The following is a 12,182-nucleotide window of genomic DNA, read 5'->3' as shown; positions in this document are numbered from 1 at the left end:
AAGGCTTTCTTAAACCGGTGAAAAATGCCTCTTTTTTTATTTAAGGACATCGAGGAAAAAAGTCGTGACGCAGCCAAAGAGCAATTTGGGATTAGCGAGGAAGCGGTGCTACTCGATGAGGAGTCGTTGCCCTCCCTTGACAGCGCCAAGTCGCCCTTTGTTATTCTTGGGCATACTCAGGAAGTCATTTACGATTATGCTCTGTGGCAAAGTAAAAAACAGACGTTAGGCGGCCTGACGGCTGCTGAAATGGCCGAGCGTTTTGCGGACATGATCCCAAAGAAAAAGCGCGGTGAACTGAGGGATTTGTACCTGATTGCCTGCGAAGCCGGCCTAAACGACTCAGCCGAAAAGCCTTGTTATGCACGTGAACTGGCTTACCGATTATTTCGCAAGGGATTTAGCGCAGTTGCTGTGCACACAGTGACCAGTCCCGTGTTGACAGACACACCCTACGTCGGCATGCGAGTGGAGCTGGTGACTCAACTTGGCATTGAGGGCAAACTGGAAGGAATACAGCTCGGGCATGCTCGCGCGTTTCTGACCACGCAGGACTACGAGGACCTCTCTGAAAAAATCAGCGCCATGGAAGCCGAAATGCGGGAGATCAAAGCGCATACACCGGAGGCGGTAAAACGACGGTCGGATTTAAACCGGCAGATTTTAAGCGGCAATGGGCAGTTGCATACCCAATCCCGCCAGCACTTGATCATGGATGTGGCGGATTTAAAAAAAGAGCTTGATCGGCCGGAAAATACCTTTCGCGCTCAAGACTCGCTGAAGGCGATTGAGGCGAAACCCAAACAATTATCCCTCGAGCGGCGTGGTGTTGAACAACAAAAAATTCACCGGCAAATTAAACCCGTTGTTTCGCAAAAGAGGCAGGATGATGTTTATGGTCCTCTAATCGAACACGCGCGCTCAGACAAACGGTTGCTGGCGGTTCTGTCTGAATTATCCGAATTGCAGCGCCGTTACCGAAACGATAAAAAATACCTGAAAAACATTGATCTGCTTGTTGCACGGATGAAAGAAAAACAACAACACTGGCAACAGGCCATCTTTGAAAAAATGGATGCCTACCACGAATTATCCGTTTTAGAGCAATTAAAGACCAGACGATCGACTTCTTCTTTCTATGATCTGATGCTGCACCTGGTGAGGGAATATCGCCTCAAGCGCATGGATATTGACCTTTCTCTGGAGCAGGCGATTAAAAAAGCAGTCCTTGAGCAAGCAATTGAGCAGGTTATTTTCAACAAAAATAAAGAAAAGCTCGCGGTGACCCTGGTATCCAGGGTGGGGGAAAAAGTTTCCCTGATTGAATTTTCCTTAAATAAGCACGAGCAGGGAGAACCCTCAGCGGTCCGGATTAGAAAAAAAATCGAAAAGGGCCATAAAAAGGAAGAGGAGAATAAAAAAACCTACGCAGCACAGGCGAAGCCTTCTTCCGACTGGGAGGAAGAACCCTTCATTCCAAAACCGGTTCGTCCCCTACCGGCTGTCAGCCATTATTACCTGTATACCAATCGCCATCATTTCTGGCCGGCTACTATCGAGAAGGGGCCGTTTACAAGCCTTCGTGGCGATCAATTAAAACAGGCCATCCTCGCTGATTTTAAACAACAAATTGAAGCCTGCAATAGCGACAATGGTCTTAAGCAATGCTCAAGGCGTTTACGTGAAAGCTCAGAGTTCCGGGTATTGTCCATGGCACAGGATCGGTTCACTTATTTCTTCAGATGGCTGCCCTGGGTTAAAACCTCTTCAGAAAAAGCCTTTGAACAGATGCTCAGTGATCAGGCGTCTTTCTTGAGTTTGTCTAAGAAAAGCCAATAAAGGCAACGTGAGCAGGCAATATTATTGCAGCGGCGGAAACGCCTGCAGCGGGGTTGAGGAAAAATACCCTGTCTTCATGCAGGCTAAGGTCAAAAGCATTTGCTGTTTTAACAGAGGGGTTTTGCAAAAAGGCCCGTGCAAAACATCCCTTAATCGTCCCATGAGGGGATGAGAAGATTGAAACCAGGGGGTCACGAAGCGGCTTGCGTTTTGATAGAACCGAAGCTGCGGCCGACGTGCTCTGGAATAGCAGGCTAAGGCTTGGGGCACCTCACGCTCTGCCAGGCATTGGGCCAACACACTGGCATCAATTAATCCCAGATTGGCGCCCTGGCCAAGTTGCGGGCTCATGCCATGGGCCGCATCGCCTATCACCACGACGCGCTTTTCATGCCAGGGATACATCCTGACGTCTAAATAGGAAGCCAATGCAAACTGGTCATGTCGGGTAAATTGGTCGAGAAAGGCCGCTAATTGCGGCCAGAGCCTGACAACCTGTTCTTTCCAGCGCGTCAAAGGCGTATTTTGCCATTGACTGAACTGTTCTCGCTTGAGACTCCAGAAGAAACTGATTAAACGCCGGTTGTTTTTATATCCCATCGGCAGCATGCCGGCCATGATCTCGGTTTGATGATAAACCTGTTCCAGCGTGTGGCTAAATTGATTGTCCCCATCGTCTCCGATAGCCCATAACGCACCCCACTCATAGGGTTTAACCCGTGTGCGGACAGTCAGGCCCTGGCGAAGCGTGGAACGTGAGCCATCCGCCAGAACGACGCAGTCATAAGGACCATAGCGATTGCCATCACGATCGAAGAGGGCGGCATGATGAGGTTGATTGTCAATGCGAGTAATTTCACAGGGGTTGTTGATGACTATTCCCTGCGCCTGCATGGCTTTGAATAATTCCTCGTACAGCACGGCACGATGCAGGCCTAACCCCATATGATGCGGGACTAAATCGCGGTATTTTAAATCCAGTACCACCTTGTTGTTATGGTTTCTGCCGTGTAGCCCGTGGATAGGCACCCCTTTTTCAAGCAGTGGTCTGACAAGATTAAGCTTTGAAAGAATATGAAGACCGGCCGGTTGCAGCAGAAAACCGGCACCGACTGGAACAAGCGTGCTGACCTTATCAAAAACCGTGACTTGAGCGCCGCTTTTTTTAAGAAAAAGCGCTGCCGCGGGCCCTGCAATACCGCAACCGACAACGGCGATATTGAGCATGATTCGCTTCCTCGTTATTCAACCACCGGATTAACTGAAAGGGTGGCTTTCAGCGTATTGGCAATAAAACAGGCGGTGTGAGCTTCCTTAAATAACTGTTGTAAGGAAGAGTCATCCGGTTTGTTATCGGTCTGAAAGCGTATTTCAGGTCGAAGAATCACTTCAGAAACTGCCATGATGTTCTCATCGAGGATGCACGTGGCGTGGTCGCTGTAGTGGTCTACCACATAACCCTGTTTGCAACACAGGGCAAGGAACGTGAGTAAAAAGCAACTGGCTACCGAGGCCACTAATAATTCTTCCGGGGCCTGGTATTGAGGATTGCGCAGTAGATTGGCGGACGAACTGACGTCGATTTTTGGACCTCCGTAGAAATAGACGGTGTGCCTGCGATCATAGGAGGGGTATTGAAAATCAGGCGTTGTCCGTTGCCATTGCAGCCTTACATTGTAATCTGACATATAAAATCCAATTACCGAGATAATAGAATTGTAAGCCACCTTAAGCTGTTTTGTTAGTCATTCTGAGTTAATTTTTATTGGAATGCCTTCAAAAAGCAGTTGAAAAGGCTGCTTATGAAGTAATTGTTTACAAAGGTTTTTTTGCTCTTTACAATGGGCTAATGATCTTTGAAACAGATCAGAGTGGGTGCGGCTCTATTGGGACAAATAGGCGGCCTCTGAATTCTCCGAAGTATTAAAATATCATCACAGAAGGACTCTGAATGAAAAGTAAAATCGGTTTAGCTCTGGCTATCGCATCAACGTCAGCGTTTGCAGGAACCATGGGGCCTGTGGTTGCATCAGAAAAGTTTTTTTTAATCGAAGGCGGCTTGGCTTTTACGCATGCATTTTATAAAGACAGCGCCGTTTTCGCTGAATCCTTTACGCCCGTAACCCCGGCCGGATTTTCAATCAATCCCAACAATTTTTACCCTAAAAATTTCTGGGGTGGCTACATGGGGCTGTCGTTTTATTTCCCAAGCTGGCTGTTAAATGCTCGGTATAGCCTTTATGAGAGCAAGGAAGAGACCAATTACGCAGCGGGTACGGTCATTGAACTGCAACCGGCAAAGCTGGCTTTCACCGCCGACAAGGTATGGGGCAACATTAATCAGCTTTCTTATGGACTGGGTGGCGGTGCGGTTGTTGAAACCTTGAATAAAGGGGAAGCGCGAATCCATATTTCCGCTGACAACCCGGTATCAGAAACATTCCAGGGCCGCACTCAGATTAACCCTCTGGTCGAAGGCTTTGTCATGTACCGCTTCGCTAATAATTTTGGTGCGAAATTCAACCTGGAGTATCAAATTCCGGTCAGCAGAACCTTTGGTGATGGTGATTTGAATTTAAGTCTGGGCATTAACTACGCATTACCCGTTTAATTAACCTAAGGAAGCTAAATTATGGACAATTTAAACCGTCAGGATACGCTCGAAGCGGAAGTTTTGTTTGACGACAGTGAATTTTTCGAGCCTTCGCTGTCTTCCTGCTGCTGCTGTTGCACAGCGGCGACTTCAGAGATGGCTGATACCACGGATGCTGCGAAGTAAGTCTCTGACTTCATCTCTCGGAAAGCCTGGTCATCGGCCAGGCTTTTTGGTCGGATAAAACAGATTCTCTTAAAAGCCCGTTGCAGCCTTCCTGCAAGGGTGTCGCCTTTATTCATTCCAAGACGGTGTATCATGAAGTTAACTGTAAACCTTAACGGCAATTTTCTTTGTCCTTTCCAGGCGTTTGTTGATATCGCCAAAGCGCTGTCGCCTTTACCCGCTTTACCGATGCAGGTTTTTACACCTCTCTGTGAACTGACCACCATCAATGACTGGATTAACCTCGAATCCTTAGGCCAGCCAACCGCTATTCGGGCACAGGCCTTAAGCCTGCAGGTCCAGGCTTTGCTTCGCGCAAAGGCGGTGAATTCACTGGAATTGCATGTGCAGACAGCCGACGGGTGGCTAAGCCGTGATAACCTCTACCTGTTTTTGTTTTTAAACCATTCAGTCAGGGTGCGCTTTGTTTTTCATGTCAAACCTGAACACCTGCAGAAACTTAAGCAGACCCTGTCATCCGTCGGGGAAGCCTCCTGGGACATTGCCTATCAAACCGATTTGACTCCTACCGTCCCGTGTCTGGAAGGGCCTCAGGCTCTGCTTGAGGCGGTGGGGTTTGATTTTAACTTTAAGGAGGCGTTGACGCTTACCGAGGCAGAAGTGCAACAATTAATCGGTTATGCCTGGGTTTGCCTTAAGGCGGGTGCGTCTGAAACAGCGGGCCGTGCACTCGATGAGGTATTGACGCGCTGCCACTTGTCGACATCCCAGCGGGAAAGTGTGCTGATGCACTTGTTATTGACCCGCTTTCTTGCCCACCAGTATGAAGAGGTCACCGCCAAAGCGCTTCCTGATGCCCTGGTGAGCCTCAGTTCGGCAGATGCCGCAAGCCTGCATTTTATCAAGGCCTACTCTGCTACGCTCACTCGCAATTTACCTGTGGCCGCAAACCATTTTAAAGCCTGTCAGGTTCATGAGGACATGCCGCTTACTGATGAAAATTCGCTTTATCGCCTCAATCTTTACGCACTCTTTCTGGTTCTTCAAGGAAGAGAAGACACGGCGTTAGCATTGGAAATGCGCATCAAAACATTCATTGAAGATCACCAAATAAGGATTACAGGCTTAAACTACGTGAATTTCATCAACATTGCCCGCTTGTATAAAAAAGCGAAACAATTCGATGACGCATTGCATTATTATAACCTGGCTTATGACGAAATCAGCGGTGGAGGCTACACCGTTTACGATCAGATTTATTACTGCATGAACCTCGGCGCTGTTTACGAGGCGCAAGGACACCACGAAAAGGCATTGCATTTCTGGGTAAATGCCGCCTTGCACTGGCTGGCCTGCGATAATCCCTACGCCTTGTCCTGGCGTCCACGCCTGATTCTGGCTCAGGAAAAAATAACTGATATTTTAAAGCCATTGTCGGTGGCGAAGGCGGATGAATTTCTGTACGGGAAAATAATGCAGCTGCTGAAGGCCGTTGGTATGGATTTACCCGCTGATAAGGAGTGCCTGTATGGGTTTACCGCCAAAAAAACAACCGTAAACACCGCCTATGCGGACCGCCATGTGATGGTTTATTCGACAGCAACCTCGCTAACGTCTTGCCCTGATTTTTCACCGGTCCGGCAACGCTTGCAGGCTTGCGTGTCGCGATTTCTGAAACAGTCGCTCGCCATGGATGAAAATCATACCGTCCTGTACGTCGATAGCGGGCAGGAACGGCTTGATGTTTCAGCCGATGAGGCCTTTGTGATTGCTGCACTCAACGGATGTGAAGCCTGTTATTACCGGGGCAGACGACTTGCCTTGAGTGAGGAAAAGAAAAACGCGCTGCTCAATGACGTTCAAGTACAGCTCACGCCCGCGATTCAATCGATACAAACGAAGGACGGTGGCCTTGAATTAAAATACCATCGCAGTTTCCTGAACAAGCGTCTTTCGGATCCCCTTTCTATCGAATTAATTAAGCGGCTTAAGCACAAGGAAGGTCTCTCTTATCATCAGTTTAAAGCCAATGAACAGCTTGCCTTGCAAGGCCTGGTTGAAAAAAAGGTGGTTGTTTTCAGGAATCTCCTGCGGCATAAACCGGAAACAGCGGTAAAAAGACCCTGTGTTGAAGAGGTTTAATCCCGAATTAAGAAGGCCAATCGTTGACGTTTTGTATAAGGATGAATGCGGTGTATATCATTAATGACTATGAGTTAATCGAAACAGATCTGGAATTGTATTTAAGTAATTACGGCAAGGGTATCAAGATCCCGAGCCAAACCTTGAAGGCGTTGTTGTATGCCTTAAAAAATCAACCCCGGCTTGAAATCAGCCAGGACCATCTGATAGCCCTTGCCCTGAATCATGGGGTTGAGGTAGACACACTTAAAAAAGTATTAATCAGCCAGCTTAATGTGTTAAAACCCATGCAGGCGAGGAAGTTCCCCGCGATTTACATTAACAGCGACGACACCCTGGTGGCGGAATTACTTCAGGACACGCTGAAAAAAGAATACGATTGCCATCTTGTAACGGCATCGCATCCTCATCTCTACTCCCCCTCAAGTCTGGTGATTTTTTATCGTAAAAATTACTCGCATGCTGATTTTAAAACCTTGTATCGGGAGATGCCGTCCCAGGTCTATTTCATTACCGCCGGCGTGCTGCACAAGTTGCTTATCATTGATAATCTTTATTTTAAAGACAGTGGCTTACCCAGCCATTTTTCGAACCTCCATCAGTTGATCGGCTACCTGAAAAGCGACATCCCGGCAACCAGAAATAATTGGTTATTGTTTTACCGCGAGCTGTTAAAGCAGGGGGCGGATCAATTCCCGGATTCACCGGTTAATGCTTGCCAACAAGGGTATATAGCATACTGCCTGCATCAGTTTGCGGCGCAGTTTACCCAGTTATGGGGCCCGCCAACCCCGCTCGATAAAATCAATTGGTTCTGGCATGTGGATTTGAGCAGTTTTACCGTGCATCAGGAAATTGCTGTGCATTCCCCCTTTGCCGAAGAAGACAGACGGCTTGACTTATCCAATCGGCAAGAGGAGCGTGTTGAATGAGTGCCACGCTTAAAAAGCCGTTTATCAGCGGGTTAGTGGAAGGGCATCTGGACGCGCAAGTCTATCAGGATATTCTGAAAACGCATGCCAAAGAGAGCATCACCATGCTGGATTTCGGTAATCTGGCAATTACCAATGTCGATCAGCGTGCCATCAGCCGGGTTCAGTTCACTGAATGTGAAATTTCGCCATTTCATCACCATGATGTGGCCTGTCAAACGCCGGAAGAGGCCTTGTTTTCCCGCGAGGCGTCCACCACACGTTTTGCACAAAAAGCGGTTGATTTCCCGCTGATTGAAACCCTGTTGATTCATTCGTTTTCACCCAATGACAGCAATCATCGCCCTTATCCTTCGGCAGGTGGGTTGTACCCAGTTGAACCGCTGGTTTTTCTGTTTGAGGAGCGACTCACTCACGCTGCTCAAGTCACCTCTGGCGCTTATCATTTCAGACCGTTAAGCAACACATTGCAACGCATAAAGACCCTGTCGAGTGCTGTGTTTTTTGAGCAATTACTGCATGGATTAATGACGCCGGAGAGTTGTCCTGCCTTTGCTGTTTTGTATATCGCTCACATTGGCAAAGCGCTGTTTAAATACCGCTACCGCGGTTATCGTCATGCGGTCATGGAAGCGGGATCCATGTATCAGCAGGCGTTGTGTACCGCTCAGACGTTGGGCCTGCGAAGCACGGTGTGGTCGTCGTTCAGTGATCATCAATTAATGCGCGCACTGGATTTGGATCCGACTGTTTACCTGCCTTTAACCATGCAATTATTTGGATACGGTGCGTCAAATGACTGACTTGAATTTAACCCGGCAAAAGCATCTGCCTTATGCCTCAGCGTCCCATGCTTCCATTCACCATGCCACAAAATTCAAGCTGTGCATGGACAGCAACCTGTCCACGCCGCGATCAGCGGTGATAGACGGCATCATCAGCTATGGCGGCAGTACGGGAATTGGACTTAACCTGCCCAGAAAAGCTTATGGCGAATTTTATGAACGTAATCACTTGTTTACCAAAGTGCCTGTGGATAGTAAGAAGAAACTCGCCGACGTGAAACCGCTTCCCTGGCAGGAAAAATTACTGTCTCTGTGTCAGGACGGTCGGGACGCCGAGGCCTGCCTTGCGCATGAATTTGCCTTTACCCGGGTGTATAATCTGTTTGACAACACGCCCGCCGATTATTTCCATAATGCCATTTCGTTAAACGGGCGAAAAGAGGATGCACCTTACCTTTATTTCAGCGACAGTTGCGCCTGTGCGTCTCACCCTGTTCGGGAAAAAGCCCTTTACAATTCGCTGATGGAATTCATTGAACGCCAGGCGCTGCTGGGCAGTTGGCTTTCACAGCGATGTCACTATGCCATCGACCCGCAATTGCTGAAAGAACTCACGCCCTACAGGGAATTGACAGAGCGTTTGCTCGATAACGGGAACCTGTGCATTTTTGCCAATGGCAACCATTTGCCAGGCCATACGGTGATCCTGTTTTATTTTGCCCATTCCCCCAACGACATGGTGCAGTATTCCATCGGTTCAAGCAGCGGCCTGACACTCAGGGAAGCGTTAACTTCTTCCCTCGAGGAACTTTATCAGTGTTATACCTTTTTATATAACATGGAATGCTCGGAGGGATTGGCCAATAAAGCCGGTGCTGGATACCACCTGCAATTTCAGCAATGCAATCATGCCGGAATCAAAGAAACCATCCCTTTTTTTAAAACAGCGATTCCGTGTAAAGTGGCTACCCTTGACGATGTGCATGCGCTTAAAGAATACCGGTATGAAGAGGTCTTATCGGCTTTAAGCGCCTTGAGTACCGATATTTTCTATTACCATGCTTTCGATGATGCGCTGGGGCTTCATTTTACCAAAATCATGAGTCCGGATTTTTTTGCCCACATGTCGCTCAATAATGGACTTAATGTTGATAACCCCTATGCCAGAGCGTTAAACATTACTCCTGAGAATGCCTACCTTGTAAAAATTCCTTTTCCCTAGGCAGGATCGGCGATTTTTGCTGTGGTTGCAGGCCCGGCTGGCAATCGCCCCTGCGCATTCAGGTAGCCGTATTGTTGCATGACTGCGGCATGCTGGTTCACAATCTGGTTTACTTGCGTTTCCGTCAATGTATTGAGCCAATCGCCGGCAATGCCTTTACGGAAGAAAGGCCCGTTTTGTTTTTCCTTAAAACCAACCTGTCGTTCAAAATCCTGCAGTTTTTCAAACGACGAATCCTCAACGGCTTGGCTAATTTTTTCCAGGGTGAAATCAAGATTCAGAAAATGCAATGCCTTGCTGAACGAGGACACCGGATCCATCAACATGTCTTCGTAACGCAGAACCAGCACCGGGAAATCTGGAAGCAGCGTCCAGCTTTCAACATGTTGCGACCAGGATAATAATTTCTGACGTAGTTGTTTATCGCGTTGTCCGGGAAGGGGGACTTCGAAACCGGGGTGTCCCATCATGTGGATACTCCAGTCCAGAGGGCATTGCACATGATGAGCCATCGAAATGGCCACATCAAGCGGGTTACGAATAAAATAAATCGCACCCAGACAGCCTTCACTCGGAAAGAGCGGTTGATGTTCATCAATGAACGTGTAGGCATCGTGAACTTTAATATACACTGGACGCTTAAGCGCCGCCGCATAAGACGCATAGGTTTTGGGACGTAGTTTATCCACGTCATCATCACTTAACTCGGCACTGTCAAAGCCTAGGGCTTTATTCATCCATCCGCGGTTGGCGACCATTGGCGAGCCCAGGATACTGTCCATGTTGTTGATGAGGGTTAAGTGGGAGTCCGGCTGTAATAATTGTGACAAGACAATACGAAACCAGGTATTTCCAGATTTCGGATACGAAGCCAACCAGAAAATACCTTGCGTTTCAGGCATAACGATCTTCCTTTTGTGTAAATGAATGAACATCGCGGGTGTGCTTGAGCTTATGCAACAAATTTCTGCTCAACAACATCACCGCCAGGATAAAACCGCTTAAAAACCCAAGACGCAGGCCAATGGGGCCGCCATGCAGGGGAAACGCGGCTACCGCGCAGAAGGGCAATGAAACACCCCATAAAGCCAGCAAATTAATGCGGCTCGAATGGGTTGAATCATGGAAACCACGCAAGGCTGAAGAGAGCAGGTTACGCAATCCATCAATGACAAGAAAACCGGCGCTCAACAAAAAAAAAGCCTTGGACAGAGAATAAAATGAATGGGAAAGGGGCGCGTTGCCAAAATAAAAACGGATCAGTTCGTTAGAAAAAAACGAAAACAAGACAACAACGGGTAGCATGTATGCCGCAAAAAGGCACAGGGCTGCCAGAAGAATGTCTGAAAGAGCGGGGTGCTGCTTTCGTCGTTCTTCACTGATTTTTAATGCCAGGGCTTGGGATAAACCAAAATTAAGCATAAAAAAGAGCAGCGCATACTGATTGGTTATTTGCAGTGCAGCCAGGGCATTGACACCAAAATAACCCATCAGGTAGGTGGCAAAAGCCATGACTGCCAGTTCTCCGCCGAATTGGATGCCGATAGGCAGTCCGAGTGTGAGAATCGCGCGGCACAAATGCCAATCGGGTGCCAGAATCCCATGCACTAACCGTTGGTTTTTGCGGCAAACGAGGTAAAACAGGCCGCATGCCAGCAGAAGTTGTACGCATAAACTGGCCAAAGAAGCGCCGGCCAGATGCCAGTATGGTACCAGGCAGTAAGCGGCAACAAGGGTCAAGGGAAGACTGATCAGTTCAATCCATAACCCCACCCGGGCATTACCGGTCCCTAAATAAAATTGCAGAATAACGGTAAGCCACAAGAGGGGAAAAAGACCGAGAGCGGAAAAGAAAAAATAATCCCGTGTTAAAGCGACCAGTGCGGCATCCTGATGAAATAATAGCAATAATTTATCCATACAAATCAGGCTTAAGGCCGCAGGCAGGGCAATGGCTGAGGCTAAAAGCAAGGCATTCACAAGAAGTCGCTGAGAGTAGGCGGAAGGCTCAGGCTGTGAGCGGATAAGGATGCTGATAGCATAAAAGATAGAGGTGGTCAGGGTTAAGATAACCATGTAGCTTGAGATGGCCAAAGAACCCGCTGCGAGTTGCGCTTCACCGAGTCTCGCAACCATCATCATCACCATAAAATGCCCGCAGACATGAAGCAGCCGGCTTACACTGATCGGCAAGGCAAGACGTAAAAGCTCCAGAAAGGGAGGTTTTCTTCGTTTTACTTCCTGTAAAAGGGCGATGTCCATTTTGATGACGAATCAAGAGGTTAGGCGGGGGTATCATAAAAGAATATCCCCTGTTTAACAAGATGGATAGAAATCGATGAAAACGGCTCACGCCTCCAGGGTGTTTCTTGTTGTGGTCGGCATGATGATTTCTCCAGGGGGATGGAATGTCGCTAGGAGGATCAGTGGATTTCAGGTGTTATCAAGCCTGATAGGCTCTGATGTATTATCCTGATGTATTA

11 protein-coding genes are annotated in these 12,182 nt (G+C 48.0%); 7 read left to right on the top strand and 4 right to left on the bottom strand.

The features are described from left to right. The first annotated feature begins 24 nt into the window (after positions 1-24). On the top strand, positions 25-1,839 hold the full coding sequence (locus GH742_RS09375; protein ID WP_203454696.1) for a hypothetical protein: 1,815 nt from the start codon (positions 25-27) through the stop codon (positions 1,837-1,839). A 21-nt stretch (positions 1,840-1,860) separates the two neighbouring features. Here GH742_RS09375 and GH742_RS09370 read toward each other — a convergent pair whose 3' ends face one another. Beyond that, positions 1,861-3,066, bottom strand: a complete 1,206-nt coding sequence (locus GH742_RS09370; RefSeq protein ID WP_203454694.1) for an NAD(P)/FAD-dependent oxidoreductase — start codon at positions 3,064-3,066, stop codon at positions 1,861-1,863. A 14-nt stretch (positions 3,067-3,080) separates the two neighbouring features. Beyond that, entirely contained in the window at positions 3,081-3,527 is a 447-nt protein-coding gene (locus GH742_RS09365; protein WP_203454692.1) for an OsmC family protein, read from the bottom strand. 263 nt (positions 3,528-3,790) lie between these two features. On the opposite strand from GH742_RS09365, the gene GH742_RS09360 reads away from it, so the two are divergent. The 6 genes from GH742_RS09360 to GH742_RS09335 all read left to right on the top strand — a co-directional run bounded on the left by GH742_RS09360 (position 3,791) and on the right by GH742_RS09335 (position 9,699). Further along, positions 3,791-4,450 carry a hypothetical protein gene (locus GH742_RS09360; protein WP_203454690.1) on the top strand — a complete coding sequence of 220 codons (660 nt, stop codon included), beginning with the start codon at positions 3,791-3,793 and terminating at the stop codon, positions 4,448-4,450. A 21-nt stretch (positions 4,451-4,471) separates the two neighbouring features. Beyond that, positions 4,472-4,618, top strand: coding sequence for a hypothetical protein (locus GH742_RS09355; RefSeq protein ID WP_160160707.1), 147 nt, complete (start codon positions 4,472-4,474; stop codon positions 4,616-4,618). A 132-nt stretch (positions 4,619-4,750) separates the two neighbouring features. Beyond that, a complete protein-coding gene (locus GH742_RS09350) occupies positions 4,751-6,760 on the top strand; it encodes a tetratricopeptide repeat protein (RefSeq protein WP_203454688.1) in 2,010 nt (669 codons plus the stop codon). A 50-nt stretch (positions 6,761-6,810) separates the two neighbouring features. After that, positions 6,811-7,692 carry a hypothetical protein gene (locus GH742_RS09345; RefSeq protein ID WP_203454686.1) on the top strand — a complete coding sequence of 294 codons (882 nt, stop codon included), beginning with the start codon at positions 6,811-6,813 and terminating at the stop codon, positions 7,690-7,692. Then, positions 7,689-8,495, top strand: coding sequence for a SagB/ThcOx family dehydrogenase (locus tag GH742_RS09340; protein WP_203454685.1), 807 nt, complete (start codon positions 7,689-7,691; stop codon positions 8,493-8,495). The genes GH742_RS09345 and GH742_RS09340 overlap by 4 nt, the downstream gene beginning before the upstream one ends. Beyond that, complete coding sequence (locus tag GH742_RS09335; protein ID WP_203454684.1) at positions 8,488-9,699, top strand: YcaO-like family protein; 1,212 nt, start codon at positions 8,488-8,490, stop codon at positions 9,697-9,699. The genes GH742_RS09340 and GH742_RS09335 overlap by 8 nt, the downstream gene beginning before the upstream one ends. Here GH742_RS09335 and GH742_RS09330 read toward each other — a convergent pair. Both GH742_RS09330 and GH742_RS09325 read right to left on the bottom strand, forming a co-directional pair. After that, positions 9,696-10,601, bottom strand: a complete 906-nt coding sequence (locus tag GH742_RS09330) for a sulfotransferase domain-containing protein (protein WP_203454683.1) — start codon at positions 10,599-10,601, stop codon at positions 9,696-9,698. The two genes, GH742_RS09335 and GH742_RS09330, sit on opposite strands and share 4 nt — an antisense overlap. Beyond that, positions 10,594-11,961 (bottom strand): MATE family efflux transporter, encoded by a 1,368-nt coding sequence (locus tag GH742_RS09325; RefSeq protein ID WP_203454682.1) that lies wholly within the window; start codon positions 11,959-11,961, stop codon positions 10,594-10,596. The genes GH742_RS09330 and GH742_RS09325 overlap by 8 nt, the downstream gene beginning before the upstream one ends. Positions 11,962-12,182 lie beyond the last annotated feature (221 nt).

The sequence above is a fragment of the Legionella sp. MW5194 genome (assembly GCF_016864235.1).
Classification (GTDB): domain Bacteria; phylum Pseudomonadota; class Gammaproteobacteria; order Legionellales; family Legionellaceae; genus Legionella_C.
The sequence above is the reverse complement of the archived record's forward strand: the minus strand, read 5'-3'. Positions and strand labels throughout refer to the sequence as shown.

Excerpts from the sequence above, each read along its gene's own strand:
- GH742_RS09375 (WP_203454696.1), top strand. The coding sequence starts at position 25 with ATGCCTCTTTTTTTATTTAAGGACATCGAGGAAAAAAGTCGTGACGCA.
- GH742_RS09370 (WP_203454694.1), bottom strand. The coding sequence starts at position 3,066 with ATGCTCAATATCGCCGTTGTCGGTTGCGGTATTGCAGGGCCCGCGGCA.
- GH742_RS09365 (WP_203454692.1), bottom strand. The coding sequence starts at position 3,527 with ATGTCAGATTACAATGTAAGGCTGCAATGGCAACGGACAACGCCTGAT.
- GH742_RS09360 (WP_203454690.1), top strand. The coding sequence starts at position 3,791 with ATGAAAAGTAAAATCGGTTTAGCTCTGGCTATCGCATCAACGTCAGCG.
- GH742_RS09355 (WP_160160707.1), top strand. The coding sequence starts at position 4,472 with ATGGACAATTTAAACCGTCAGGATACGCTCGAAGCGGAAGTTTTGTTT.
- GH742_RS09350 (WP_203454688.1), top strand. The coding sequence starts at position 4,751 with ATGAAGTTAACTGTAAACCTTAACGGCAATTTTCTTTGTCCTTTCCAG.
- GH742_RS09340 (WP_203454685.1), top strand. The coding sequence starts at position 7,689 with ATGAGTGCCACGCTTAAAAAGCCGTTTATCAGCGGGTTAGTGGAAGGG.
- GH742_RS09335 (WP_203454684.1), top strand. The coding sequence starts at position 8,488 with ATGACTGACTTGAATTTAACCCGGCAAAAGCATCTGCCTTATGCCTCA.
- GH742_RS09330 (WP_203454683.1), bottom strand. The coding sequence starts at position 10,601 with ATGCCTGAAACGCAAGGTATTTTCTGGTTGGCTTCGTATCCGAAATCT.
- GH742_RS09325 (WP_203454682.1), bottom strand. The coding sequence starts at position 11,961 with ATGGACATCGCCCTTTTACAGGAAGTAAAACGAAGAAAACCTCCCTTT.